The organism is Kitasatospora sp. NPDC088160, from assembly GCF_044741445.1.
GTDB lineage: Bacteria > Actinomycetota > Actinomycetes > Streptomycetales > Streptomycetaceae > Kitasatospora.
This window is the reverse complement of record NZ_JBIUSS010000012.1, coordinates 92,939-117,240: the sequence shown is the minus strand read 5'-3', so window position 1 is coordinate 117,240 and position 24,302 is coordinate 92,939. Positions and strand designations below refer to the sequence as shown.

The 24,302-nt window shown below is 73.1% G+C and carries 24 protein-coding genes; 13 read left to right on the top strand and 11 right to left on the bottom strand.

What is annotated here, in order from left to right; genetic code table 11:
• Positions 1–72 precede the first annotated feature (72 nt).
• A complete protein-coding gene (locus ACIOGZ_RS20325) occupies positions 73–1,062 on the bottom strand; it encodes a zinc-binding dehydrogenase (protein WP_363583698.1) in 990 nt (329 codons plus the stop codon).
• A gap of 144 nt (positions 1,063–1,206) precedes the next feature.
• Between ACIOGZ_RS20325 and ACIOGZ_RS20320 the strand changes: the two genes are divergently transcribed.
• On the top strand, positions 1,207–1,602 hold the full coding sequence (locus tag ACIOGZ_RS20320; protein WP_400986638.1) for an ArsR/SmtB family transcription factor: 396 nt from the start codon (positions 1,207–1,209) through the stop codon (positions 1,600–1,602).
• Between the two features lie 30 nt (positions 1,603–1,632).
• Here ACIOGZ_RS20320 and ACIOGZ_RS20315 read toward each other — a convergent pair whose 3' ends face one another.
• On the bottom strand, positions 1,633–2,400 hold the full coding sequence (locus ACIOGZ_RS20315; protein ID WP_063349245.1) for a CDP-alcohol phosphatidyltransferase family protein: 768 nt from the start codon (positions 2,398–2,400) through the stop codon (positions 1,633–1,635).
• Between the two features lie 254 nt (positions 2,401–2,654).
• On the opposite strand from ACIOGZ_RS20315, the gene ACIOGZ_RS20310 reads away from it, so the two are divergent.
• Both ACIOGZ_RS20310 and ACIOGZ_RS20305 read left to right on the top strand, forming a co-directional pair.
• Positions 2,655–3,230: an NUDIX hydrolase gene (locus ACIOGZ_RS20310; protein ID WP_400810265.1), complete on the top strand. Its 576-nt coding sequence runs from the start codon at positions 2,655–2,657 to the stop codon at positions 3,228–3,230.
• Between the two features lie 29 nt (positions 3,231–3,259).
• Positions 3,260–3,946 (top strand): HAD family hydrolase, encoded by a 687-nt coding sequence (locus tag ACIOGZ_RS20305; protein WP_400986636.1) that lies wholly within the window; start codon positions 3,260–3,262, stop codon positions 3,944–3,946.
• A 64-nt stretch (positions 3,947–4,010) separates the two neighbouring features.
• On the opposite strand, the gene ACIOGZ_RS20300 is transcribed toward ACIOGZ_RS20305, so the two are convergent.
• Together ACIOGZ_RS20300 and ACIOGZ_RS20295 are read right to left on the bottom strand one after the other, a co-directional pair.
• Positions 4,011–4,703 carry a YidC/Oxa1 family membrane protein insertase gene (locus ACIOGZ_RS20300; protein ID WP_363583688.1) on the bottom strand — a complete coding sequence of 231 codons (693 nt, stop codon included), beginning with the start codon at positions 4,701–4,703 and terminating at the stop codon, positions 4,011–4,013.
• 81 nt (positions 4,704–4,784) lie between these two features.
• On the bottom strand, positions 4,785–5,078 hold the full coding sequence (locus tag ACIOGZ_RS20295) for a DUF6412 domain-containing protein (RefSeq protein ID WP_063349248.1): 294 nt from the start codon (positions 5,076–5,078) through the stop codon (positions 4,785–4,787).
• Positions 5,079–5,339: 261 nt separating this feature from the next.
• Here ACIOGZ_RS20295 and ACIOGZ_RS20290 point away from each other — a divergent pair, with 261 nt between their 5' ends.
• Together ACIOGZ_RS20290 and ACIOGZ_RS20285 are read left to right on the top strand one after the other, a co-directional pair.
• Positions 5,340–5,624: a type II toxin-antitoxin system Phd/YefM family antitoxin gene (locus ACIOGZ_RS20290; RefSeq protein ID WP_363583686.1), complete on the top strand. Its 285-nt coding sequence runs from the start codon at positions 5,340–5,342 to the stop codon at positions 5,622–5,624.
• Entirely contained in the window at positions 5,617–6,039 is a 423-nt protein-coding gene (locus ACIOGZ_RS20285) for a type II toxin-antitoxin system VapC family toxin (RefSeq protein WP_363370200.1), read from the top strand. Before ACIOGZ_RS20290 ends, ACIOGZ_RS20285 begins: the two co-directional genes overlap by 8 nt.
• 149 nt (positions 6,040–6,188) lie before the next feature.
• On the opposite strand, the gene ACIOGZ_RS20280 is transcribed toward ACIOGZ_RS20285, so the two are convergent.
• The 3 genes from ACIOGZ_RS20280 to ACIOGZ_RS20270 form a co-directional block, all read right to left on the bottom strand.
• Positions 6,189–7,277, bottom strand: coding sequence for a Gfo/Idh/MocA family oxidoreductase (locus ACIOGZ_RS20280; RefSeq protein ID WP_363583684.1), 1,089 nt, complete (start codon positions 7,275–7,277; stop codon positions 6,189–6,191).
• Between the two features lie 134 nt (positions 7,278–7,411).
• Entirely contained in the window at positions 7,412–8,263 is an 852-nt protein-coding gene (locus tag ACIOGZ_RS20275; RefSeq protein ID WP_400986634.1) for a hypothetical protein, read from the bottom strand.
• A 173-nt stretch (positions 8,264–8,436) separates the two neighbouring features.
• On the bottom strand, positions 8,437–8,871 hold the full coding sequence (locus ACIOGZ_RS20270) for a hypothetical protein (protein ID WP_363628136.1): 435 nt from the start codon (positions 8,869–8,871) through the stop codon (positions 8,437–8,439).
• Between the two features lie 513 nt (positions 8,872–9,384).
• Here ACIOGZ_RS20270 and ACIOGZ_RS20265 point away from each other — a divergent pair.
• The 4 genes from ACIOGZ_RS20265 to ACIOGZ_RS20250 all read left to right on the top strand — a co-directional run bounded on the left by ACIOGZ_RS20265 (position 9,385) and on the right by ACIOGZ_RS20250 (position 13,644).
• Complete coding sequence (locus ACIOGZ_RS20265; RefSeq protein WP_063349252.1) at positions 9,385–10,164, top strand: HAD-IIA family hydrolase; 780 nt, start codon at positions 9,385–9,387, stop codon at positions 10,162–10,164.
• Between the two features lie 123 nt (positions 10,165–10,287).
• On the top strand, positions 10,288–11,556 hold the full coding sequence (locus ACIOGZ_RS20260) for a low temperature requirement protein A (RefSeq protein WP_400986633.1): 1,269 nt from the start codon (positions 10,288–10,290) through the stop codon (positions 11,554–11,556).
• 78 nt (positions 11,557–11,634) lie between these two features.
• Positions 11,635–12,363, top strand: coding sequence for a uracil-DNA glycosylase (locus tag ACIOGZ_RS20255; RefSeq protein WP_244293451.1), 729 nt, complete (start codon positions 11,635–11,637; stop codon positions 12,361–12,363).
• A 195-nt stretch (positions 12,364–12,558) separates the two neighbouring features.
• On the top strand, positions 12,559–13,644 hold the full coding sequence (locus ACIOGZ_RS20250; protein ID WP_400986630.1) for a glycoside hydrolase family 6 protein: 1,086 nt from the start codon (positions 12,559–12,561) through the stop codon (positions 13,642–13,644).
• Between the two features lie 102 nt (positions 13,645–13,746).
• Here the strand turns inward: ACIOGZ_RS20250 and ACIOGZ_RS20245 are convergent, their stop codons facing one another.
• From ACIOGZ_RS20245 to ACIOGZ_RS20230, 4 genes are all read right to left on the bottom strand, one after another.
• Positions 13,747–15,678 (bottom strand): galactose oxidase-like domain-containing protein, encoded by a 1,932-nt coding sequence (locus ACIOGZ_RS20245; protein ID WP_400810254.1) that lies wholly within the window; start codon positions 15,676–15,678, stop codon positions 13,747–13,749.
• 67 nt (positions 15,679–15,745) lie between these two features.
• A complete protein-coding gene (locus ACIOGZ_RS20240; RefSeq protein ID WP_400986629.1) occupies positions 15,746–17,851 on the bottom strand; it encodes a glycosyltransferase family 2 protein in 2,106 nt (701 codons plus the stop codon).
• A gap of 637 nt (positions 17,852–18,488) precedes the next feature.
• On the bottom strand, positions 18,489–19,226 hold the full coding sequence (locus ACIOGZ_RS20235; RefSeq protein WP_400810251.1) for a 3-oxoacid CoA-transferase subunit B: 738 nt from the start codon (positions 19,224–19,226) through the stop codon (positions 18,489–18,491).
• A gap of 4 nt (positions 19,227–19,230) precedes the next feature.
• A complete protein-coding gene (locus tag ACIOGZ_RS20230; RefSeq protein ID WP_363583670.1) occupies positions 19,231–19,992 on the bottom strand; it encodes a CoA transferase subunit A in 762 nt (253 codons plus the stop codon).
• 358 nt (positions 19,993–20,350) lie between these two features.
• On the opposite strand from ACIOGZ_RS20230, the gene ACIOGZ_RS20225 reads away from it, so the two are divergent.
• The 4 genes from ACIOGZ_RS20225 to ACIOGZ_RS20210 are packed head-to-tail and all read left to right on the top strand — an operon-like array spanning position 20,351 to position 24,175.
• Complete coding sequence (locus tag ACIOGZ_RS20225) at positions 20,351–21,625, top strand: substrate-binding domain-containing protein (RefSeq protein ID WP_363628141.1); 1,275 nt, start codon at positions 20,351–20,353, stop codon at positions 21,623–21,625.
• A 5-nt stretch (positions 21,626–21,630) separates the two neighbouring features.
• Positions 21,631–22,443 (top strand): ABC transporter ATP-binding protein, encoded by an 813-nt coding sequence (locus ACIOGZ_RS20220; protein ID WP_363583666.1) that lies wholly within the window; start codon positions 21,631–21,633, stop codon positions 22,441–22,443.
• A gap of 59 nt (positions 22,444–22,502) precedes the next feature.
• Complete coding sequence (locus ACIOGZ_RS20215; RefSeq protein ID WP_363583664.1) at positions 22,503–23,309, top strand: ABC transporter ATP-binding protein; 807 nt, start codon at positions 22,503–22,505, stop codon at positions 23,307–23,309.
• Complete coding sequence (locus tag ACIOGZ_RS20210; protein ID WP_363583662.1) at positions 23,309–24,175, top strand: branched-chain amino acid ABC transporter permease; 867 nt, start codon at positions 23,309–23,311, stop codon at positions 24,173–24,175. Before ACIOGZ_RS20215 ends, ACIOGZ_RS20210 begins: the two co-directional genes overlap by 1 nt.
• Positions 24,176–24,302: the final 127 nt, after the last annotated feature.

The window sequence follows — 24,302 nt, the reverse complement described above, 5'->3', positions numbered from 1 at the left end:
AATGCTCCGCGCTCCGCGCAGGAAGTCGGCCCACCCGACTTCCTGCGCAAGGGGCGCCGCCCCGAGCAGGCCTCAACCAGCCACGCGCACCACGTACTTGCCGGTGGCCCGCCCCTCCGCCATGGCGTCGTGGGCGGCGGGGACGGAGGCCAGGCCGGGGACTTCGGTGACCGGCAGCGTGAGGTCACCGGCGGCGAGCAGGTCGAGGACCGTGCGGATGGCGCGGGCGAGCCGTTCGGGGGCGGTGGCGGCCAGGGCGCGGTGGCTGAAGCCGGTGATGGTGAGGTTCCCGGCCATCAGGCGGCCGAGCGGCGGCAGGTCGGCGACGGCGCCGCCGCCCGCGTTGCCGAAGAGGACGATCCGGCCGCCGGGTGCGGTGAGTTCGAGGTCGAGCTCCAGGGCCTCGGTGCCCAGCGGGTCCAGCACGAGGTCGACGCCCCGGCCCCCGGTCGCGGCCCGGACGGCCTCGGGCAGTGCCTCGTCGCGGGCGAAGGCGTGGTGGTAGCCGGAGGCGACGGCGGACGCCGCCTTCTCCGGGCGGCCCACCGTGCCGATCAGCCGACCGCCGCCCCCGATCAGCGGGACCAGTTGGGCGACGGCGTGGCCGATCCCGCCGCCGGCCGAGTGCACCAGGACGGTGTCCCCGGCGGTGAGCCGGCCGGCGTCGGTGAGCAGCAGCACGGCGGTGGCCAGGCCCAGCGGGGCGGCGGCGGCCTCGCGCAGCGCCAGCCCGTCCGGGACGGGCACGGTGAGCGCGGCCTCGGCGAGCACCACCTCGGCCAGGCCGCCGCCGACGGGCGCGGCCGCCACCCGGTCGCCCACCGCCAGTCCGGTGACGCCCTCGCCGACCGCCCGGACGGTGCCGGCCACCTCCTTGCCCGGCCGGTACGGCCAGGCGGTGACGTAGCCGGCGTCGCCCCGGCGGCCCATCACGTCGACGAAGTTCAGCCCGGCGTAGGCGACGTCGACCGCCACCTGGCCGGGGCCGGGGTTCGGGGCCTCGACCTCCCGGATCTCCGTGTGCTCGGCCCCACCGGGTGCGGTCATCACCAATGCGCGCATGTCGGTCCCCCTCGACTACGATTTTCGACGAACGGCGAAATTGACGTGGGGTAGTGGTACCACGTAGTTTCGATGATTGTCGAACATCGCAGATCAAGCGCAGATCAAGCGCTTGAATCAACCGCAGATCAGGGAGGTCGGATCATGCCCCGCAGTACCCGGCGCCGACCGGCGCTCGCCCACCCCGCGACCGGGGAGATCGACCTGCTCGACGTCCTGCACGCGCTCTCCGACCCCACCCGGATGACCATCGTGCGCATCCTGCGCGCCGAACCCGAGCGGGCCTGCGGCACCTTCCCGGTGGACGTCGCCCCCTCCACCCTCAGCCACCACTTCAAGGTGCTGCGCGAGTCCGGCCTGATCCGCCAGCGCGAGGAGGCCAACCGCAAGTTCTCCGCCCTGCGCGCCGTCGACCTGGAGCAGCGCTTCCCCGGCCTCCTCGACACCATCCTCGCCGCCCACACACGGGCCGAAGCCGACGCACAGGCCGAAGCTGACGTGCAGGCCGAGCCCCACGCGCGGGCCGAAGCCCGCACGTAGGCAGCCGCCCGCGCGCGGCGCCGCCGCCCGTCAGCGCAGGCGCGAGGAGGACAGGATCGACGCCAGGTGCGCCACCACCATGCCCCAGGTGATCACCGCGATCCCCGCGACCGCCGCCCGCGTCGCGTCCAGGTTGCCGAGCGCCGCGTCCACCACGGCCGCCGCCAGCAGCACCAGGGAGGCCTCGATGCCGTTCGTCACCCGGTGGATCTTGAACACCGAGGCGAGCCGGCGCGCGGTAGCGATGCCCTGCGAGCGCGGCTGGGTGGACTCCTCGTCCGCCGGGGCCTGCCCGCTGCGGGCCCGGGCCACGTCCACCAGGTCCGTCGAGGCCTTGAGCAGCACCACGCCCAGCGCGGCCGCCAGGCCCACCGACACCCACAGCTCCGACCCGCCCCGGGCCGCCCGCACGCCCGCGCCGATCATCAGCGCCGCGTCCGCCAGATAGGCGCCGAGCCGGTCCACGTAGACCCCGGCCATGCTGAACTGGCGCTTCCAGCGCGCCACTTCGCCGTCGACGCAGTCGAAGAGCAGGAACAGCTGGAACAGCACCGCCGCCAGCACGGCGCCGGTCAGGCCGGGGATCAGCAGGGCCGCCCCGCCGCCGACCCCGCAGACCACCATCACCCAGGTGAGGGTGTTCGGCGACACCGAGGTGCGTACCAACTGCCGGGTCGTGCGCAGCGAGATGCGGCGCATGTACAGCCGTCCCGCCCAGTGCTCACCGTTGCGGCTCTGCAGCTTGGCCTGCGGCTGGCACACCTCGCGCAAGTCCGCGAGCGCCGGAGCAGCCACCATGACGACATCCCTCCACCTGTCCCGAAACGATCACCACAGGCTACGGCCTCCCGGACCCCGCCCCGACCGGTCCCTCGTCGCCGTCCGGAGGCGGGGGAGCCGCCTGCCGGGCCGCCCCGGGAGGAAAACCGCTGGGCCGCCGGAAGGCCCCGGGCTAGGCTTCGCGGGTTCGTCGGAACCGGAAGCCCCGGCCCCGATCACCCGCCCCCGCAAGCCGGTTGACGTGGTCCGGAGCGCAACGAGGAGTGCTGATCATGGCGACCACAGGCGGCGCGGCGCATAGCCCGGGCCTGGCCGAACTGCTGGCCGAGCACCGGCCGCAGGGCCCGACGGAGACCGCCGACCACGAGCGCGTCCGCCACCTCACCGGGGCCGCCGACGCCTGGGACCGCGGGACGCCGCTGCACTTCACCGCCTCCGCGCTGATCGTCCACCCGCCGACCCGGCGCGTCCTCCTGCGCTGGCACGTGCGCCAGCAGGCCTGGCTCCAGGTCGGCGGCCACGGCGACCCGGGGGAGACCCTGCCGCTGGACATCGCGCTGCGCGAAGGCCTGGAGGAGACCGGACTCGCCGACCTCACCCCGTGGCCCGACGCCGCCCTCGTCCACCTCGCCGTCGTGCCCGTCCCGGCCTCGCCCGTCGAACCGGCCCACGAACACGCCGACCTGCGCTTCCTGCTGGCCACCGCCACCCCGGAGCGGGCGCGGCCGGAGAACCCCGCCGCCCCGCTGGAGTGGCTCACCATCGCCGAGGCCCGGCAGCGGACCACCGAGGAGAACCTCCGCGAAACGCTCGACCGGGCCGGCCGCCTGCTCGACGCCCCCGCCTGACCTTTCGAACCCCGCTGGAGCACACCCGGATGCACACCGACCAGACCCTCATCTTCGACGCCGACGACACGCTCTGGGAGAACAACGTCCTCTTCGAGCGCGTCATCGACGGCTTCCTGGACTGGGCCGCCACCCCGGCCGACCGCGAGCCCGCCAGGGCCGTCCTCGACGAGATCGAAGCCGCCAACTCCGCCGCCCTCGGCTACGGTGCCGCCGTGTTCCGGCAGAGCCTCACCGACTGCCTGCGGCGGCTGAACGGCGACCGCACCCCCACCCCGGCCGAAGAAGCCCGGATCGACGGCCTCCTCACTCCGCTCAGCAGCCGCGAGATCGAGCTGATCCCCGGCGTCGCCGACACCCTCGCCGACCTCGCCGGACGCCACCACCTGCTGCTGCTCACCAAGGGCGACCTCGAGGAGCAGCAGCGCAAGGTGACGGCCTCCACGATCGACCACCACTTCCGCGGCGTCCACATCGTGGCCGAGAAGTCGGCGGACACCTACCGGCGGCTCAGTGCCGAGCTCGGCCTCGACCCCGACCGGACCTGGATGATCGGCAACTCGCCCAAGTCCGACATCGCCCCGGCCCGCCAGGCCGGCCTGCGCACGGTCTTCATCCCGCACGAGCACACCTGGGTCCTGGAACACCAGGACCTCGGCCCCGACGAGGCGACCCTGCGACTGGCGGCCTTCTCCGAGCTGCTGCGGCACTTCTGACACGGACCGGCGGGGTCGGCAGGATCGCCGGGGTCGCCGGGGTCAGCGGGATCGGCGGCGGCGCTCACAGCGCGAGCGCCGTCGCCGGCGCCGGTGCGCCGCCCCGGTGCAACCAGGCCCGCTCCGCGGCCGTCCACGTGCTCGTCGTCACCAGGTGGAGCGCGGCGGCCACCGGCACCAGCATCGCGAACAGCACCGACCCGAAGGACAGGTAAGGCAGCAGCCCCGCCCCCGGCTGAGGGGTCGGCTGCGCGGCCGCCGCCCGCCTGGCCCGGCGGAAGTTGACGTACCCGACCGCCGCCAGCCCGGCGTACAGCAGGCCGAACACCGCCAACTGCCCGGCACCGTGCGCGCTCCCGACGTGCAGGCCGAGCGGCACACCGAACAGGGTGTGGTCCAGCAGGCCGTTCGGGGTGGTGAACAGGCGGTACATCACCGAGAAGAACGGAATCTGCACCAGCATCGGCAGGCACCCCGCGAACGGCGAGGCCCGCTCCTCCCGGTACAGCTCGGCGAGCGCCTCCCGCAGCTTCTCCGGGCGGTCCTTGAACCGCCGGTTCACCTCGGCGACCTTCGGCGCCAGCCGCGCCCGCGACTTCTCCCCCCGCGCCGCCGCGCGCGCGAAGGGATGCAACGCCAGCCGGACGGCGACGGTGAACAGGACGATCGCCAGCGCGGTCGGCAGTACCTGGGCCAGCGCGGCGACGGCGGCATGGGCGACGGCGACGGCCGGGTCGAGAACAGCGAGAACGGACATGGTGGAGCGAGCCCTCCGGGGGTCTCGGAAAACGAGTGGTCGACGGAGGACGGCCGCGTGGAACGGCGGAAGATGACGAAGCTACGCGGCCGCCGGGGCCGCACCCGGTGCCCTCGGGCGTCGCCTGCCCCGGGCATCGGGATCGCGCTGCGGCAGGAAGGCCGTACGGAACGCGCGCCGCCGCAACACCCCGCTGCGCACCGCCGTGGGCGCCCGCGCCCCCAGCAGCCGCGCCCCCGCCAGCGTGCCCGCGACCGCACCGGCCAGCAGCGCCACGGCGGCGACCGCCGCCACCGACGCGACCGTCCCGCCCTCGGTCACCAGCTCCCCGGTCAGCACCCGGAGCAGCCCGAGCAGCATCGCGACGACGGTCATGCGCTGCTCCTCCTTCGGCGTGACGGACTCGGGGCTGCACGGACTTCGCGGCCCTCGGGCTTCGGTCCCACGGGCTTTGGGCCCACGGGCTTCTGGCCCCACGGACTCGGGGCCGGACTTCAGACGTTCAGGACGATCGCCGAGCCCGCCGAGTTCCCGCCCGGGCGCGGAATTCCCCGTAGCGTACCCGCCGCGCCGAGGTGCTTCGCGAGGCAGTGCAGGGGCGTAGCCGCAGGTGCTACACGGGGCTACCGTGGAGGGATGAAGACGATTACCCAGCGGGAGTTCCGGAACAACTCCGCCGCGGTGATGGACGCGGTGGAGGCCGGGGAGACCTTCCACATCACCAGGAACGGGGTCGAGGTCGCGGAGCTGCGACCGGTGTCCGGACGGCGGCGGCTCACGGCGGAGGAGCTGGTGGCGCGGCACGTGAAGCTGCCGCGGGTGGACTACCAGCAGATGCGCAAGGAGGCCGAGGAGTACTTCGGGCCGGAGGAGCTGGTGGGCGACGACGGCGACGACCCGTTCGAGCGGCGGCGTGGCTGAGCGCAGGCGGGCAGCCCGGCGGCGGCCGGCCGGGGTGCTCGACACCTGTGTCTACATCGATCTGGCCCTGCTCTCCCCGGCGAACCTGCCAGCCGTGCCGGAGCTGACCGCGATCACTTTCGCGGAGCTGCAACAGGGCGTGTCGATGGCCCGCGACGCGGTCAGCCGGGCGGCCCGGCTGGAGGTGCTGGGCGCGGCGATGGCCGACTTCGACCCGCTGCCGTTCGACGCGGCGGCGGCCGCCCGCTACGGCACGCTGGTGACCCTCACCATCGCCGCCGGGCGGCAGCCGCGCCCGCGCCGGATCGACCTGATGATCGCGGCCGTGGCCTCGGCCCACGGCCTGCCGCTGTACACCCGCAACGTCGCGGACTTCCGGGGCCTGGGTTCGGCGGTGGAGGTCATCGGGGTGTGACGGCCGCCGCTCGCCGGTGGAGCCGTGCTCTTCGCGCTCTTCGTGCCGCTGGCCTGCCGCCCCCGCCCCGCTGGCTGGTCATCTAAGCAGCTTAGAAGTGGAATCGGGGGATGGAAGGGGGTGGCAGGCCCGGCAGCCCCGGCAGCCGCTCAGCCCAGGCGGACCGCGGTGCCCGTGGCGGCGGAGGCCCGGGCGGCCTCCAGGACGGCCAGGGTGGCCACCGCGTCGCGCGGGTCGACCGGGGGCGGGGTGCCCGGGGAGGCCAGGGCGGCGGCGATGCCCGCGTAGAAGGCGGGGTAGTCGCCCGGCTCGGTGGGCAGCGCGATCGAGGACTCGTCGGTGCCGAGGGTGCCGTACTGCGAGGGCTGGTCGGCACCCCACGGGCGGGCGCCGTCCGGTCGGTGCCCGGCCCGCAGCTCCGCCTCCTGCGGGTCCATGCCGGGCTTGACGTACCCGGCGGCGTCGCCGAGCACCCGCAGCCGGGGGCCGATCAGCGGGGTGATGGCGCTGGTCCACAGGTGCGAGCGGGTGCCGGAGGCGTGGGTGAGGGCGAGGAAGGCGTCGTCGTCGACGACCGCGCCGTCCCGGCGCACGTCGACCTCCGCGTACACCGTCTCCACCGGGCCGAACAGGGTCAGCGCCTGGTCCACCAGGTGGCTGCCCAGGTCGTACAGCGTGCCGCCGACCTCCGCCGGGTCGGCGAGCTCGCGCCAGCCGGGCTTGGGCTTCGGGCGGAACCGCTCGAAGCGGGACTCGAAGCGGTGCACCCGGCCGAGCGCGCCGCCCCGGACCAGCCGGGCGGCGGTCAGGAAGTCGCCGTCCCAGCGCCGGTTCTGGAACACGGAGAGCAAGGTGCCCCCGGCCTCGGCGAGCTGGCACAGCTCCAGCGCCTCGGCGGCGGTGCCGGCCAGCGGCTTGTCGACGACGGTGGCCAGCCCGGCGCGCAGGGCGGCGCGGGCGAGCGGCGCGTGGGTGCGGTTGGGAGAGGCGACGACGACGAGGTCGAGCGCGTCCGGGTCGGCGAGCAGCTGCTCGGGGGTGTCGACGGCGCGGGCACCGGGGTGTTCGCGGCGCAGCTGCTCGCGGCGCTCGGGGTTGGCGGTGACCACGGCGTCCAACCGCAGCCCCGGCGTGGTGGCGATGAGCGGGGCGTGGAAGGCGGAGCCGGCCAGGCCGTAGCCGATCAGGCCGACGCGGAACGGGCGGTCCGGAGAGGACGAGGGGGTCGAGGCGCTCATGCGACCACTCAATCACGAGGCGCCCGGTTGCTCCCGGTTTCGCAGTGGCGGAGCCGGGAGGCGGGGCGGACGTCGGTTCGCGTCCTCGCTCGTCGGACGGCATGGGGGCGAGACGTCTCAGGGCAGTTGACGGGTCAGCCGACGCAGCCGGGTACCGAGGGGGAGCTGCCGACGCAGTTGTCGGGGGTGTTTCCACTGACCGGTGTCGTGGTGAGTGTCATGGTGCCGTTCTGCCGGTAGATGCCGCCGGCCGTCATGACGGCATGGTTGGCGCTGATCTGGGTGCTGGTCAGCGTGGTGGAGGTGGAGCCGATGGCGGCGATGCCGCCGCCCTGGGACCCGGAGCTGTTGCCCGCGTCGATGAAACTGCTGGTGGTGGTGAGCGAGCCGCGCAGGCCGTTGTAGATCCCGCCGCCCTGGCCGGTGGCGCTGTTCCCGGCCACGGTGCTGTTCGTGAAGGTCGCCACCGCCCCCTTCTGGGGGGCGCCGATGTCCTCGTTGGCCAGGCCGCCGCCCCTGCCCTGGGCGGTGTTGCCGGTCAGGGCGCTGGCCGTGAGGGTCACCGCGCCGTAGTTGAGGATGCCGCCGCCGTCGGTGACGGCGGAGCCGTTGCTGAGGGTGACGTTGCCCTTGAGGGTGAGGCTGGCGCCCGCGGCCACCTTGACGATGCGGAAGCCGGCCGTACCGGCCGTCGTCGAGCGCGTGATGGTGTCGTTGTCACCGGTCAGGGTGATGGCGGTGGTGATGATCGGCAGCGCGTTCGCGCCGTCGGTGTCACTGCTGTGCGACGAGGCGATGGTGTAGACGCAGTTGGTCGCGAGGACGACGTTGCCCCCGCCGGCGCTGTTGGCGGCATTGATTGCCGCGACCAGCGCCGTCTCGTTGCAGGCCACGGCCGCCTGTGCGGAGGTGGGGGCCAGTGCGGCCAGCACGGCGGTCAGGACGACGGAACCGGCGAGGACCGGAATGGTGCGGATGCGTCGCATGACGCTCCCTTCGGGTTGATGGAGACCCCCGTGTTCGTGGTGCCGTGCCAGCAGCAGCAGCTGCTGCGGGCGCGGGCCCGGTTCGGCCCGCGCGAGCAGACCGGGCCGGGCCAGGCCGTGGAGGCTTCGCGCCACGGCCTGGCCCGGCGGCCGAGCGATGCCGCGCGTCCGTCTCAGGTGGTGAGAACCGGCGGAACGGCGCAGGCCTTCACGGCGGCGGTGCTGGCGGTGGCGGCGGTGGCGGCCGCGGTGGCGGCAGCGGTGGAGGAGGTGACCGCGGCGGCCTCGGCGGCGGCGGCGCTGGTGGCGGCTGCGGCCTCTGCGGCGGCGTTGGGTGGCACGGCTTGGGTCGCCGCGATGAAGGTCTTGAGGGCGGCGGCGGCCGACGCGGCGTCGGCCTGCGCCGCGGCTGCCGCGGTGGAGGCGTTGGCGGCGGCGACCGACGAGGAGACGGTGGCGGCCGCGCAGGCCACGGCGTCCCTGCGGGCCTGACCGGTCGACGCCGAACTCGGTGTGTTCGTCGAGATGTTGGCCTCGGCCGCAGCCGTGCCTCCGGCCAGCAAGGTGCCGATGGCAAGAGCTGCGACGGCTATGCGATGGATCTTCATGGGTCCCTGTTCTGGGAAGGATGGGCTCACGTGCCCGGCAGCACAGCCGAACACGGATGCCACGGTGACGAGAGCCGAACCGGCTCCCACCAGAACAAGAACACCGAGCGGCCCGCCTGTCCCTTCGATCATCGCGCCGACGTGCCGAAAGCCGGACCGGAACTGTCCGACTTCCTGTGCGACTTCGCTGGTCAGGAGCGTGCGGGAAGGTCCGGTACGAACTGCCCGGTGGTCCCCTCATCGGCGTAGCGCGTTTGCGTGGACGAACCCGTCCACCGGCCGACTGCCTCCGTTCGCACCGCGGCCGTGCCCGGGAGGAAGTGGCGCACGCGGATGATGTTGCTGCCGGCACGTCGTGGCCGTTCCCGTCCGGGGCCGGGGTCGGCCCGAGGAGGCAGGCTCTAGGCTGGTCCGTGTTGGGGCAGCCAGTGGCGCCCGGCCGGCCGAGGGTGTCCGGTCCGGAGCGATGTGCGAAATCGTTCAGAACCGTTGCAAGACCAAGGAGACACCTACGTGGCAGACCGCAAGCCCATCGAGTCCTGGCTGACCGACATGGACGGCGTCCTCATCCACGAGGGCACGCCGATTCCCGGTGCGAAGGAGTTCCTGCGCAGGCTGCGGGAGTCCGGCAAGCCGTTCCTGGTCCTCACGAACAACTCCATCTACACCCCGCGCGACCTCAGCGCCCGCCTGGCCGGGATGGGCCTGGAGGTGCCGGAGGAGTGCATCTGGACCTCCGCCCTGGCCACCGCCAAGTTCCTCAAGGGCCAGCGCCCGGGCGGCACCGCCTACGTGATCGGCGAGGCGGGGCTCACCACCGCGCTGTACCAGGCCGGTTACGTGCTGACCGACAACAACCCGGACTACGTCGTCCTCGGCGAGACCCGCACCTACAGCTTCGAGGCGCTCACCAAGGCGATCCGCCTGATCAACCAGGGCGCCCGGTTCATCTGCACCAACCCCGACGAGACCGGCCCGTCCCCCGAGGGCGTGCTGCCGGCCACCGGTTCGGTCGCGGCCCTGATCACCAAGGCGACCGGCGTCGAGCCGTACTTCGTCGGCAAGCCCAACCCGCTGATGATGCGCGAGGCGCTGAACACCGCCGGGGCCCACTCCGAGACCGCCGTGATGATCGGCGACCGGATGGACACCGACATCGTCGCGGGCATGGAGGCCGGCATGGAGACCATCCTGGTGCTCACCGGCCTGACCGCCGCCGCCGACGTCGAGCGCTTCCCGTACCGGCCGACCCGGGTGGTCAAGTCGATCGCGGACCTGGTCGAGCTGGTCTAGCCTCTGCGGTGCTGTCGTGGGCCCCGTTCCGGCCGGTCGCCGGAGCGGGGCCCGTTTCGTACCTGTGGTTCGTACCTGTGGGGAGGCACCGGTGGTTCGTACCTGTGGGGAGGCGCTGGCGCAATGAGCGCGACGGGGGATGCGGGGCCGCCGGAGGCGCGGCGGGATGCCGGGGGCGTTGGCGGGGAGGCCGACGAGAAGCGGGTCACCTGGGCCGAGCTCTACTTCGACCTGGTCTTCGTCTTCGCGATCACCCAGGTCTCCGGGCTGCTGCACCACCACCACGACGCCACCGGGCTGGTCCGGGCGCTGGTGGTGTTCGTGCCGGTGTACTGGTGCTGGGTGGGCACCACCGTGCAGGCCAACATCCGGGACGTGGACAACCTGCGGGACCGCCTCGGCATCCTGGCGGTCGGGCTGGCCGGCCTGTTCATGGCGCTCACCGTCCCGGGCGCGTACGGCGGGCGGGGCGTGCTGCTCGGCGCCGCGTACTGGCTGGCCCGGCTGGTGCTGCTGCTCCTGCTGATCCGTCTGCCGGGCGTCTGGCGCGGCCCGTACGGCGTCGGCGTGCTGGTCAGCGGGCCGCTGCTGGTCGTGGGCGGGCTGCTGCCGGACGGGCCGCGGCTGGCCCTGTGGACGGCGGCCGCGCTCTGCGACCTGGCCGCGCCGCTGGTGTTCCGGCGGCGGCTGGCGGCGGTGGCGTACCACCCCTCGCACATGCCGGAGCGGTTCGCGCTGTTCCTGCTGGTGGCGCTCGGCGAGTCGATCGTCGGGATCGGCGGGACGGCGGCCGGCGCCCGGCTCGACGTGGCCGAACTCGCGGCCGTGGCCGCCGCGTTCACCATCTCGGCGGGGCTGTGGTGGCAGTACTTCGTGTACGCGGCGGACGCCATGCGGTACGCCGTGGAGGTCGCCGACTCCCGGCGGGACGTCGTCCGGCGGATCTTCCAGTACGGGCACCTGGCGCTGGCCGCCGGGGTGATCGGGGTGGCGGTCGGCTTCGGGGAGACCGTCGCGGACCCGTGGCAGACGCTGGGCCCGGGGTCGGTGGCGCTGCTGTACGGCGGGTGCGGGCTGTACCTGCTGACCTTCGGCTACACCCGCTGGATGATGTTCCGCAAGGTGGCGACGACCCGGGTCGGTGCGGCGGCGGTGGTGCTGGGACTGGCGCCGGCGGTGGTGCGGCTGCCGGCGCTGGCGGTGCTGGTGGCACTGGCGGTGCTGCTGGTGGCGCTCAACGTGGTGGAGCACGTCCGGGTGGTGCGGGCGGTCGGTGCGGACCCCGCGTCGGTGCCGCCTGCCGGGTCCGCGCTGCCTGTTGGGTCCCCGCTTCCCGCTGGGTCCCCGCTGCCTTCGGCGGCTCCGGCGGCTTCGGCGGCTTCGGCGGAGTGAGTTGTCGGTGGGGCTGTGTAGCGTTCGGGGTGAAAGAGGGCGTGCGGCACAACAGCCGCGGTGTGGGAGGTAGATGTCGTGACGGACACGGTCGAGGCGGGCGTGGTGGAGGCCGGCGAGGGCGGCGGGCTGGAGCTGCCCGAGTCCTGGCGCCCGGTGCTGGGCGCCGAGACGGAGAAGCCGTACTTCGCCGAGCTGGCGGCCTTCGTGGCGGCCGAGCGTGCGCAGCACCAGGTGTTCCCGCCGAGCGGCCAGGAGTTCGCCGCGCTGGAGGCCACGCCGTACGAGAAGGTCCGGGTGCTGGTCCTCGGGCAGGACCCGTACCACGACGACGGCCAGGCCCACGGCATGAGCTTCTCGGTGCTGCCCGGCACCAGGACGCCACCCTCGCTGCGCAACATCTTCAAGGAGCTGGACGCCGACCTCGGCATCCCCGCCCCGGACAACGGCTACCTGATGCACTGGGCCGAGCAGGGCGTCCTGCTGCTCAACGCGGTGCTCACGGTGCGCGCGCACGAGGCCAACTCGCACAAGGCGAAGGGCTGGGAGAAGTTCACCGACGCCGTGATCAAGGCGGTGAGCGAGCGCGAGGAGCCGGTGGTCTTCGTGCTGTGGGGCAACTACGCGAAGAAGAAGCTGCCGCTGATCGACACGTCCAAGCACGTGGTCGTGCAGGGCGCGCACCCGTCGCCGCTGTCGGCCAAGCTGTTCTTCGGCAGCCGCCCGTTCTCGCAGATCGACACGGCGCTGGACGGTTTCGGCGGCGAGCCGATCGACTGGCAGGTGCCCAACCTGAAGCAGGGCTGAGCGCCCGGGGCTGAGCGCCCGGGGGCTGGGTGAGGGGTGGTTCGGGCGGGCGGGGTCGCCCGTCCGCCCGCTCACGGGCACCCGGCGTTCACCGCCCGTCGCGGGCGGGCGGTGGCCGGTGTGCTTAGCTGGTGCCGACCGGTCGCCGGACCGGCTCTGGGGGAGGGGCGGTACGTGCGCCGGGTGGGACGGGTAGTGGCAATCCGACGGGCCGTGGGGGCGGCCCTGGTCGTGCTGTTGGCGGGGGCCGCGGGCTGTAGCGGTTCGACCGCCGGATCGGCCAAGGGATCACCCGGCGGCCCGGGCGGCGGTGCCTCGGCCGGTGCCGCGGCCGGCGGGCCCACAGCCGCGCCCACCGCCTCCGCCGCGAACCCGGGCACCGGCCCCGCGAGCCTCGCCCAGCTCCCCGGCCAGGCCTTCTACGTCTCCGACCAGACCAACGCCGCCCGGCAGGTGACCGCTCTGCGCGGCCAGGGCCGGCCGGCGGAGGCCGACACGCTGCTGCGGATCGCCGCCCAGCCCTCCTCGCAGTGGCTGGGCGAGCAGGGCGCCAAGGAGATCGCCGAACAGGTCAGCCGCCGGGCCGCCGAGGCGGACCGGACGGCGGTCTTCGTCGCCTACAACATCCCGCACCGCGACTGCGGCCTGTACTCGGCCGGCGGCGCCGCCGACGCGGCCTCCTACCGGGCCTGGATCAGCGGTGTCGCGGAGGCCCTCGGCGACCGCAAGGCCTGGGTGGTGCTGGAGCCGGACGCCGTCGCGCACACCCTGGACAGCTGCGGGATCAAGGGTGACCTGGCCGCCGAGCGGTACGGCCTGCTGGCCTTCGCCGTGCAGGAGCTGAAGAAGCGTCCGCAGGTGCGGGTCTACCTGGACGCGGGCAATCCCGGCTGGTCGCAGGACCCGGCCGAACTCTCCACCGCGCTGCGCAAGTCGGGGATCGCGGCGGCGGACGGCTTCGCGGTGAACGTCGCCAACTTCTACGACACCGGCCGCAACACGGCCTACGGCGGCCAGCTCTCCGCCGCCCTGGGCGGGAAGCACTTCGTCATCGACACCAGCCGCAACGGCAACGGACCGCTGGGCGGCGACGCCTGGTGCAATCCGCCCGGCCGCGCGCTCGGCGAGCGGCCGACCGCCGACACCGGCCGGGACGGTGTCGACGCCTACCTGTGGATCAAGAACCCGGGGGAGTCGGACGGCGAGTGCGGGCGCGGCGAGCCCCGGGCTGGAGAGTTCTGGCTGCCGTACGCGCTCGGCCTGGCGCAGGCCGCCCGCTGAGGGGGCCGCTCCGCATCAGTGCCGGTCCGCACCAGTGCGGCTCCGCGCCAGGCCGCGACGCACCAGTGCCGGTCCGCGCCAGGCCGTGACGCACCGGTTCGCTCAGCCGGTCACCTGGATCCAGCGCGCGACCGACGGGGTGCCGGCGGCGTCGGTCAGGAACAGCATGTACCAGCCGGGCGGCAGCAGGTTGGGGTTGGCGGGGAGCGTGAGCGAGACCCCGTCGGCCGTGCGACCGCTGATGTCCAGGGCCACCGACCGCTGTTCGACGTCGGTCACGTGGGTGACCGAACTCGGCCGGATCAGCTTGGCGGTGGCGACCGCGTCCGGCCGGGCGGTGCCGATCCGCACGGTGGTGCCGAGCTTCGCGGCCCCCGGCGCGGCGGCCACCTGCGGGCGGTCGCCGTGGAACAGGTACGGCGGGGTGTAGATCTCGATGCGCTGCTCGAAGCCGCCCGGTGTGGTCTCGGCCTTGTCCGCGAACAGCGGGTTGGAACCGAGCACGGCCACCCGGCCGTCCGGCAGCAGCAGCGCCTCGGAGTGGTAGTTGCGGCCGACGGCGGGCTCGGCGGCGGTGCTGAAGCTGTTGGTGTCCGGGTGGTACACCTGCGCCTTGAGCAGGTCGCTGGCGCCCCGGCCCCGGTAGCCGCTGGAGCCGCCGGTGGTGAACACGGTGTCGTCCGGGAGGATCACGCTGTTCAGGTAGCGGGTGCCGCCGGCCGGCAGGTCCGGGCCCGGGGTGAAGGCGGGCTCGGCGGCGGAGAGGTCGACGATGTCGGTGCGGGCGGTGGACAGCGGCGACTCGCCGACGCCCCCGCCGCCGAGCACCATCACCTTCTGCGCCTGCGCGGGCGGCAGCAGCACCGAGGACGAGGTCTCGGTGAGGGCGGGGTCGCGCAGGCCGGGGACGGGCTGGAAGCCGTTGTTCGACAGGTCCCACACCCCGGGGTCCCGGCCCTTGTCGGCCGGGCCGTAGCCGGCGTTCGAGCCCGAGTAGAAGAGCTTGCCGGAGGCGGTCAGGAAGATCGACGGGTAGGTCGGGAAGTAGCGGTCCGGGCCCTTGGACCAGGTCTTGTTCTTCGGGTCGTAGATCTCGTTGTCGTTGCCGTTGAGGATCTCCCCGGTGTCGTCCAGGCCCGAGACGGTGACCACCCGTCCGTCTCCCAGCCCGGTGAGCGTCGGGTACCAGCGGGCGTACGCCATGTCGGTGACCTGCTCGTACAGCTCGGTGTCCGGGTTGAACTCGAACGCGGAGCGGATGCCCTGGTACTCCTGCTTGTCCAGGGTCAGCTTCGCGCTCTGCCCGTACAGGTTGTGGGCGTCGACCCCGGCCAGGCCCTTGATCCGGTACTGGGCGGGGGAGTCGGTGACGTAGCCGGCGCCCTCACCGACCGCCTCGACGAACACGTGCTGCTCGCCGGCGGTGACGACGGTCTGCTTGCCGGCGCCCGTCTTCACCGCGGCCGGGACGGTCACCGGCACGGTGGAGGCGTACTCGCGCCCGTTCGGGCCGACGAAGACGGTGCCCTTGGGGAACGTCCTGGCGCGCTCGGGGCTCTCGTTGCGTACCCGCATGACGCCGGCCGCCCTCTTCACCACGCCCGCCAGCTTCTCGTACCGCTGGGTGCCGCCGGCCACCAGGACGCGGCCGTCCGGCAGCGAGGCGTGGCCGCCGCAGAACATGTCGGCCGGGGTGGGTATCAGCTTGTAGGTGTTCGCGGCCGGGTCCCAGAGCAGGCTGCGGAAGCTGCCCGCGTCGAAGCGCTTCTCGTCGTTGCCGGAGCCGGCCACGATGAGGACCTTGCCGGTGCGCAGCAGTGTGGCGTGGACGGCGTTGACCCGGAACTCGGCGGGGAGCGTGAGGGTCTGCCAGTGGCCGTACTCCGCCTTGTAATCGGGGCGGTTGATCACGTACTGGTGGTACTGCTGGCCGGCGAAGCCGAGGACGGCGGGCGCGTTCATCCCGGCGACGGTCAGCGCGACGGTGCTGCCGAGGGCGAAGCGCTTGGTCCGGCCGGTCTTGTGGATCTTCACGGTGGTTGGTCCCCTCGTGAGGTTCGGGAGCTCGTGAGGTTCGGGGGTGCTGGCGGGTCGGGCGGCTTCAGCGGGTGGTGGTGTGCTCCGCCCGGTCGGGCACTGCGGGGGCGCCCGGCGGCGCGGCCGGGGCGGTCGGTGCGGTCGGGCCGCGCCGGGGATCGCGGGCGTGTCGGGGGCGGCGCTTCTCCAGGACGACCCTCGGGGTCGCCGCCGGACCGCCGGTGACGGTGAGCGTGGCCGTGGGCCGGGCGCGTCGGCGGCGGATAGCGTCGCCGGCCAGCACCAGGATCGGCAGCACGGTCAGGACCAGGGCGATCCAGGCCCAGGTGCGCATCGCGACGTGGTCGTAGCCGGTGAAGAAGGAGGCCGCTATCGCGCCGCCGAACACCAGCGTCCAGAACAGGTGGAAGCGGAAGGTGCTCACCCGGTCCGCGCTGGCCGAACGGCCCTTCGGCGTCACCACGAAGCGGCTGCGCCGCCGCAGCAGCGCCTGCACCAGCGAGGCCGCGTAGACCGGGCCGCAGAGCGCGGACATCAGCATGCCCGCGACCCCGGAGGAGCCGGCCGGCTCGTGCGGGCTGACGTTGTGCTTGCGGTTCCAGGTGTAGAGCAGCAGTTGGAGCGCGGCGGCGTCGCTGTACAGCATCATCCAGATCTCGGAGGACACGTGGACCCCCGAGGCACCGAACACCAGGTAGAGCACGCTGGACAGGCCGCCGAGCAGCCAGGTGAGCGCCGCCATCGGGTAGAAGCCCACCATCAGCGAGTAGTTGAGCAGCCGCCCGGGCGACAGCCGCCAGAGCACCCGCCAGTACTGGGTGAGCAGGGTCTCGTAGGTGCCGCGGCTCCAGCGCAGCTGCTGGGAGAAGAAGTCGGTCCAGGAGGACGGGCCCTCGCCGACCGCGAGCACGTCCGGGGTGTACACGGATTTCCAGCGTTCACCGGTCTCGGCGTTCCGGCTCCGGTGGAACTCCAGGCCGGTCGCCATATCCTCCGTGATGGAGTCGTACAACCCGCCGATCGACTGGAGCGCACGGATTCTGACGGCGTTGTTGGTGCCGACGAACATGGGCGCGCCGTAACGGTTTCCGGCGCGCTGGATGAGTGCGTGGAAGAGGTACTGCTGGCTCTCGGAGAATTTGGTGACGGCCGATCCCGAGCTGCGGTAGTTCCCGTACACCTGGGGTCCGACCACGAATGCCACGTCGGGGTCGCGGAAGTAGCCGAGCATCCGCTCGCAGAAGTCCGGCAGCGGGACGTGGTCGGTGTCCACCGAGACCCAGAAGTCGTAGTCGTCGCCGTGCGCCTGCAACCAGGCGTTGTAGTTGCCGTGCTTGGTGCCGGTGCGGAACCGGCCCTTGGGCTGGTTCCAGTACGGGCGGCCGAAGCGGCTGAAGTGGCGGACGCCCAGCTCGGTGCAGAGCGCCCGCATCGCAGGATCGTTTCCCTCGTCCAACAGCCAGACGTCGTACGGGCCGTCGTGCCGGACGGCGCGTGCCGCGACCAGCGTGGCCCGCACCATCTCCGCCGGTTCCTTGCCCGGCACGCAGGCGGTGACGAACGCGACCCGGGTGCCGGACTCCGGCGTCACCGGTATCGGATCGCGGGCGACGAGCGTGGCGTGGGTGTTGGACACGACGTTGACCAGCCGGAACACCTCGACCACGGCGATGATCCCGATCATCACCTTGTCGCCCAGCAGCACCAGGGCGTGCGTCTCGCCGGGGCGCTCCGGCCAGTGCTCCGGCAGCAGCAGCCAGACCAGCAGCACCACCTCCACCAGCGGGGCCGCCACCATCAGCAGGGCGGCGCGGATCCGGTGCGGCTCGCGGCGCAGCAGGCTGCGGTACTGGACGCGGTAGGAGGCGGTGGGGTCGACCTCTTGCGCGGCCTCCTGCGTGGCCTGGTGCATGGTTTCCTGTGCGGCCTGGTGCGCGTGCCACGGTGTCGGCGGGGCTCCGTGGTGGGCGGGCTCGGGCCGGTAGACGCCGCCGCCGAGGTCGTCCTCCTCGTCCGGGTCGTGTGCCGGGCCGGCCAGCCGACTGAAGTGACCGTAGTCGTACGGGGCTTCGGGTACGGGAACGGCGGCCAGGTCGTCGTCGAGCCGCCGTCCGGCGCCTCGCCCGCGGGCCGTCCCGGCGTCCTTCTGTCGCGCGAACGGCATGGTCATCGTCTTCTCCCCCCGGCCGGGGCCCGGCCGTGGCGGCGGGCCCGTTGGTGCGTGTTCAGACCGGGGGTATGCGATCCGCCGTCCCGCGGCGCGCCTGGCCGGCCGCGTTCGGCGGGGCTGGTCCGCTCCCCCCGGAGCCTTGCTTCGCCTTGCCTCTTGCCTCGAAAGCCGTCCCCGTGAAACACCGCCCGGTGGACCGCCGTTGTTTCCAAGCGGTTTTCGGGCCGTCATTCGCGTCATGCGTCTGCTCGCGCCGGTGGGCGTTTGCGAGCGGAATCCATTGCGCGCCTGCCCGGGACTTCGAATGCGGATCCCGGTGCGCTCCCGGCTTCCCCTCCGGGCACGCGGGATCCACGGCGCCCCCAACTCTCCCGGAGGGCAACCGTGATCGCAACCTGTCTGGGAAATGATCACCGCGCAAGCGTGAAGATCCCACGGTTCCCGGCCAATCCGCACCGCGGTGGTGCTAATGCGGCGAATTCGGCGGGCGGGGCGGCGGTAGTGGCGCCTCGGAGGCAAAGCGAACGGCCGGACCTCCCCGACGGAGGTCCGGCCGCTGCCGCGGGGCGGGGCCGGTGCGTCCGGTCCGGCTGGTGCTGGCCGGTCCGGTCGACCCGGTCCGGTCGACCCGGTCCGGTCAGAGCCGTGGAAGGAGGGCGGCGCCCGTCGCGGCCTGGACGTCCGCGAACCCCGTGCCCGGGGCCGTCTCCACCACCCGCAGCCCGTCGGGCGTCACGTCGATCACGGCCAGATCGGTCACGATCCGGTTGACAACTCCGCGTCCGGTGGCGGGAAGTGAGAGCTCCTCGACGATCTTCGGGGAGCCGTCCCGGGCGGTGTGCTCCATGACCACGATCAGTCGGCGGGCCCCGTGCACGAGGTCCATCGCGCCGCCCATGCCCTTGACCATCTTGCCGGGGATCATCCAGTTGGCGAGGTCGCCGGCCGCCGAGACCTGCATGGCGCCGAGCACCGAGACGTCGATCCGGCCGGCCCGGATCATGCCGAAGGAGAAGGCCGAGTCGAAGTACGAGGCGCCGGGGGCGACCGTCACCGTCTCCTTCCCGGCGTTGATCAGATCGGCGTGCTCCGTGCCCTCGACCGGGTAGGGGCCCACGCCCAGGATGCCGTTCTCCGAGTGCAGCACCACCTCGACGCCCGGCGGGAGATGACTGGGGATCAGGGTGGGCAGGCCGATGCCCAGGTTCACGTACTGGCCGTCGCGCAGTTCGCGGGCGGCCCGGGCGGCCAGGGCGTTGCGCGGGTCGAGACCGGGCTGCGGGCGGTGGACGGGGTGCGGGTGGTGGACGGCCTGCGGTCGGTGGGCGGTCTGCGAGGTGGGCGCGGGGGCCGGGGTGCTGGTCGGGGTGGGCATCGGTTCAGGCCTCCTGGAGTGCGGGGCGGACGGTCCGGCGCTCGATGCGGCGGTCCGCGGGATCGGCGGCCACCACCCGGTCCACGTACACGCCGGGCAGGTGCACGGCGTCCGGGGCGAGCTCGCCCGCCTCGACGATCCGGTCCGCCTCGACCAGGGTGATCCGGCCCGCCGTCGCGCAGAGCGGGTTGAAATTGCGGGCGGCGGCGTGGAACACGCAGTTCCCGTGCCGGTCCGCCACCTCGGCCCGGACCAGCGCGAAGTCCGCCGTGATGGCTTCCTCCAGTAGGTACCGGCGGCCGCCGAACTCCCGGACCTCCTTGGCCGGTGAGGCCAGCGCCACCGAGCCGTCCGCCGCGTAGCGCCAGGGCAGCCCGCCCTCCTCGACCTGGGTGCCGACCCCGGCCGGGGTGTAGAACGCGGGGACGCCGGCGCCGCCGGCCCGCAGCCGCTCGGCCAGCGTGCCCTGCGGGGTGAGCTCCACCTCCAGCTCGCCGGAGAGGTACTGCCGGGCGAACTCCTTGTTCTCGCCGACGTACGAGGACGTCATCCGGGCGATCCGGCCCGCCCGCAGCAGCAGGCCGAGCCCCCAGTCGTCCACCCCGCAGTTGTTCGAGACCACCTGGAGGCCGGTGGTGCCGGTGTCCGCCAGGGCGCCGATCAGGGTGCTCGGGATGCCGCAGAGGCCGAAGCCGCCGACGGCCAGCACCGCGCCGTCGGGGATGTCCCCGACCGCGTCGGCGGGGGAGTCCAGGACCTTGTCCAAGGGATCACCTCGTGAGGAGTGGGATACGGGAGAGAGCACGCCCGGGCCGGGCCCGGCGGGAAGGCCCGGCGGGATGGCTCGGCGGGAAGACCCGGCGGCCGCCGCCGGACGGCTGCCGAGCCCCTCCACCGTCACCGGCCGCGGGCCGCCGCAGCCATGGCGGCTCCCGCCATGGGTGGGTACGAGCCCGTGTCGGTTGGCCACACCCGAACGTCCGGGGAACGGCGCCGCCCGGGTGGTATGTCGGCCGGAGCCATATCACGGTGGGCCGATGCGTCGCCCGGGCACATGTCGCCAGTCCCACCGCACACCTACGGTTCCGGCATCCACCCCGCCGCACCCTCAGGAGTCGGTCACCATGCGCAGCTCGACAGCCCCCACTCGGCCCGCCTCCGGCGCCCGCCCGGGCGAGACCCTGACCGGCGGCCCGGCCCGGAAGCTCGCCGCCGTCGCGGCGTGCGTCCTGCTCGCCGCGGGCTGCGCCAAGGCCGGCACCGCCGGGACGGTCTCGGCGGACGGCGGTGGCGCGAAGAGCCCGGTCAAGGTCGGCCTGGTGTACTCCAAGACCGGACCACTGGCCGCCTACGGCAAGCAGTACCTGGAGGGCTTCAAGGCGGGGCTGAGCTACGCGACCAAGGGCACCGGCGCGGTCGACGGACACAAGGTCGAGTTCGAGGAGCAGGACGACGCGGGCGACCCGGCCAAGGCGGTGTCCGCTGCCAAGGACCTGATCGGCAAGGGCTACAAGGTCCTGGCCGGTTCCACCGCTTCGGGCGTCGCCCTCCAGGTCGGCCCGATCGCCGCCCAGAACAAGGTGCTCTTCATCAGCGGCCCTGCCGCCGCCGACAAGGTCACCGGCTTGAACAAGTACACCTTCCGTTCCGGCCGCCAGTCCTTCCAGGACATCCGCACCGCGGCCTCGTTCATCGGTGACGCCAAGGGCAAGAAGGTCACCGTGCTCGCTCAGGACAACGCCTTCGGGCAGGCCAACGTGGCTGCCGTCAAGGCCGTGCTCGGCGCCCAGGGTGCGACGGTCGACCAGGTGCTCGCCCCGCCGAGCGCCACCGACCTCACCCCGTTCGCCACCCAGGCCAAGACCGCCAAGCCCGACCTGCTGTTCGTCGCCTGGGCCGGCGACACCTCCTCGGCGCTGTGGACGGCGCTCAACCAGCAGGACGTGTTCGCCGACACCAAGGTCGTCACCGGCCTGGACCTGGCCGCCTCCTACCCGCTGTTCGGCCCGGCGGCCGAGAAGATCTCCTTCCTGAACCACTACTTCGGCGGAGCCGCCGGCACCCCGGTGGAGAAGGCCATGGACGAAGCCGTCACCGCCGCCGGCGGGAAGACCGACATCTTCACGCCCGACGGCTTCACCGCCGCCCAGCTGATCGTGCACGCCGTCGAGGCCAACCACGGCTCCGCCGACGACACGTCGGACCTGGTCAAGGCGCTGGAGGGCTGGAGCTTCGACGGGGTGAAGGGGCGTACCACGGTGCGTGCCGAGGACCACGCCCTCCTCCAGCCGATGTTCCAGGCCCGGCTGACCGGCACCGGGGCCGCCGCCAAGCCCTCGGTGGAGAAGGCCCTGACCGCGGACGAGGTGGCGCCCCCGGTCACCCCGATGGCGGGCTGATCCCGATGCCCGCTCCCACCGCCCCCACTCCTTCCCCGGCCGGTTCCCCGGCCTCGGCCACGGTCTCGCCCGCCCCGGTGCTGCGGCTGGACGGACTCGGCTGGTCCGTCCGCGGGGTGCCGATCGTCGAGGACGTCTCCTTCTCGGTCGGCGAAGGCGAGTTCATCGCCTTCATCGGCCCCAACGGCGCCGGCAAGACCTCCCTCTTCAACCTGATCTCCGGCATCTATCCGGCGAGCCACGGCAGCCTCCACCTCGACGGTGTGGACGTCACCGTCGAGGCCGTGCACGCCCGGGCGCGCCGCGGCCTCGGCCGCACCTTCCAGACCTCCTCCCTCTGGCCGGGGATGACGGTCGCCGACCACGTCCGACTGGCCGCCCAGGCGGCGGCGGGACCGCGCGCCTCGTACCGGCTCTGGCGCCGTGCCGACCGGTACCAGGAGCAGCTGGCCGAGACCCTCCACCGCACCGAACTCACCCACCGTGCGGACACCTTGGCGGGCGCGCTCTCGCACGGCGAGAAGCGCAAACTGGAACTGGCCGTCCTCCTCGTCTCCGATCCGCGGCTGATCCTGCTGGACGAGCCGATGGCCGGGGTCAGCGCCGAGGAGGTACCGGCCCTCACCGAGCTGATCCGGTCCGTGCACCGCGACCTGGGCCGGACCGTTCTGATGGTCGAGCACCACATGGACGTCCTGCTCGGGCTGGCCGACCGCCTCGCGGTGATGCACCACGGCACGCTGCTCGCGCTGGACACCCCCGAGGCCGTGATGGCCGACCCGACCGTGCAACAGGCCTACCTGGGCGAGGCGCTGTGACCTCCTCTCCGCTCCCCTCGCCCGTCTCCACCTCCACCTCTGCCTCTGCCTCTGCGGCCGTGCCTACGCCTCCTGCCGTCCCTCTCCTCTCCGTACGCGATCTGCGGGTGGTCATCGGCGGGCTGCACATCCTGCACGGTGTCGACCTCGACGTGGCCCCCGCCGGGGTCACCGCACTCCTCGGCCGCAACGGCGCCGGCAAGACCACCACCGTCAAGGCCGTGATGGGCCTGGTGCCGCGCACCGGAAGCGTCCGCTTCTCCGGTGTCGAACTCGCCTCCCTTCCCACACACCTGGTGGTCCGTCATGGCATCGGCTACGCGCCCGAGGACCGGGGAATCTTCGCCGGCCTGACGGTTGCCGAGAACCTCCGCCTCGCCGAGCGCGCCGTCCGGGGCGGGGGCGAGGCGGACGAGCCGAACTATCCGCTCGTCCACGAGCTCTTCCCCGAACTCAAGCAGCGGGCCGGCCAGTTGGCCGGGACGCTCTCCGGCGGCCAGCAGCAGATGGTGGCGATAGGCCGGACGCTGCTCAACCGCAACCGGTTGATCATCGCCGACGAGCCCACCAAGGGTCTGGCGCCGAAGATCGTCGCGGAGGTGGCCGAGGTGCTGGCGCGAGCGGCCGAGGCCGTGCCCGTTCTCCTGGTCGAGCAGAACCTCGCCCTCGTCCGACGGCTGGCCGGCACCTGCGCCGTCCTGGCCGACGGCCGTACCGCCCACCGGGGCGACACCGCCGAGCTGTTGGCCGACGAGGAGGCCGCCCGCCGCCTGCTCGGCGTCGGCTCCCGTCACCCGCTCGCCGGCGGACCCCGGCCCGCCGCTTCTCCGGCCACCCCTGTCGTCACCGCGGAGGTGAAGCCCTGATGGACACCGTCGTCCTCCTCTCCTGTACCGGACTCGGTCTTGGTGCGCTGTACTTCCTGGTCGCCTCCGGCCTGTCGTTGATCTTCGGTCTGATGGACGTGCTCAACTTCGCGCACGGCGCCCTGCTCTCCATCGGCGCCTATGCCACCTGGTGGGCAGGCGCCGAGGCCGGCCTCTCCTTCTGGCTCGCGGTGCCGTTCGGCACCCTGGTCGGAACGGCCGCCGCCGTCCTGCTGGAGCTCTTCCTGATCCGCCCGCTCTACAGCCGGCCGCGCGATCAGATCCTCGCCACCGTCGGGGTCGGGCTCGCCGTGCCCGCCCTCCTGATGGGGGTCTGGGGCGCGGACGCCCGCCCCTTCCCCCAGCCGGCCGTGCTCTCCGGCACCTGGCACGTGCTCGGTGCGACCGTCCCGGTCAACCGCTTCGTGCTCGTGGCCGCGGCCGCGCTGCTGCTGCTCGCTCTTCGGTTGTTCCTCGCCCGTACCCGCTACGGGCTGATCGTCCGGGCCGGCGTCGAGGACCGGGCGATGGTCACGGCGCTCGGCATCGACGTCCGGAAGGCGTTCACCCTCGTCTTCGCCATCGGCGGGGCAGCCGCCGCGCTCGGCGGTGCCCTCGGTGGCCTCTACTTCGGTTCGGTCAATCCCGGCCAGGGGACCGGGCTGCTCATCTTCGCCTTCGTCGTCGTGGTGATGGGCGGCATGGGCTCCGTCACCGGGGCCGCCGTCGCCTCCGTGGGCGTTGGTCTCGTCCAGCAGTTCGCCAACTACTACACCGGCGCCGGGCTCGGTGACCTCTCGGTCGTCGTCCTGCTCGCCGTGCTGCTTCTCGTCCGACCCCGTGGACTCACCGGGAGGCTCGCGTGAGCGCCGAAACTCCGATCACGAGCACCGGTGGCCCCGCGGCCGACCGCAGCGCCGCCGCCATGGCAGGGGGGACTGACACCAGCCCTGCCATGACCGCCATGCTGGCAGAGGGGACTGACACCAGCTC

Coding starts and splice junctions, on each gene's coding strand:
- ACIOGZ_RS20325 (WP_363583698.1), bottom strand. CDS start 1,062: ATGCGCGCATTGGTGATGACCGCACCCGGTGGGGCCGAGCACACGGAG.
- ACIOGZ_RS20320 (WP_400986638.1), top strand. CDS start 1,207: ATGCCCCGCAGTACCCGGCGCCGACCGGCGCTCGCCCACCCCGCGACC.
- ACIOGZ_RS20315 (WP_063349245.1), bottom strand. CDS start 2,400: ATGGTGGCTGCTCCGGCGCTCGCGGACTTGCGCGAGGTGTGCCAGCCG.
- ACIOGZ_RS20310 (WP_400810265.1), top strand. CDS start 2,655: ATGGCGACCACAGGCGGCGCGGCGCATAGCCCGGGCCTGGCCGAACTG.
- ACIOGZ_RS20305 (WP_400986636.1), top strand. CDS start 3,260: ATGCACACCGACCAGACCCTCATCTTCGACGCCGACGACACGCTCTGG.
- ACIOGZ_RS20300 (WP_363583688.1), bottom strand. CDS start 4,703: ATGTCCGTTCTCGCTGTTCTCGACCCGGCCGTCGCCGTCGCCCATGCC.
- ACIOGZ_RS20295 (WP_063349248.1), bottom strand. CDS start 5,078: ATGACCGTCGTCGCGATGCTGCTCGGGCTGCTCCGGGTGCTGACCGGG.
- ACIOGZ_RS20290 (WP_363583686.1), top strand. CDS start 5,340: ATGAAGACGATTACCCAGCGGGAGTTCCGGAACAACTCCGCCGCGGTG.
- ACIOGZ_RS20280 (WP_363583684.1), bottom strand. CDS start 7,277: ATGAGCGCCTCGACCCCCTCGTCCTCTCCGGACCGCCCGTTCCGCGTC.
- ACIOGZ_RS20275 (WP_400986634.1), bottom strand. CDS start 8,263: ATGCGACGCATCCGCACCATTCCGGTCCTCGCCGGTTCCGTCGTCCTG.
- ACIOGZ_RS20270 (WP_363628136.1), bottom strand. CDS start 8,871: ATGAAGATCCATCGCATAGCCGTCGCAGCTCTTGCCATCGGCACCTTG.
- ACIOGZ_RS20260 (WP_400986633.1), top strand. CDS start 10,288: ATGAGCGCGACGGGGGATGCGGGGCCGCCGGAGGCGCGGCGGGATGCC.
- ACIOGZ_RS20240 (WP_400986629.1), bottom strand. CDS start 17,851: ATGACCATGCCGTTCGCGCGACAGAAGGACGCCGGGACGGCCCGCGGG.
- ACIOGZ_RS20235 (WP_400810251.1), bottom strand. CDS start 19,226: ATGCCCACCCCGACCAGCACCCCGGCCCCCGCGCCCACCTCGCAGACC.
- ACIOGZ_RS20225 (WP_363628141.1), top strand. CDS start 20,351: ATGCGCAGCTCGACAGCCCCCACTCGGCCCGCCTCCGGCGCCCGCCCG.
- ACIOGZ_RS20220 (WP_363583666.1), top strand. CDS start 21,631: ATGCCCGCTCCCACCGCCCCCACTCCTTCCCCGGCCGGTTCCCCGGCC.
- ACIOGZ_RS20210 (WP_363583662.1), top strand. CDS start 23,309: ATGGACACCGTCGTCCTCCTCTCCTGTACCGGACTCGGTCTTGGTGCG.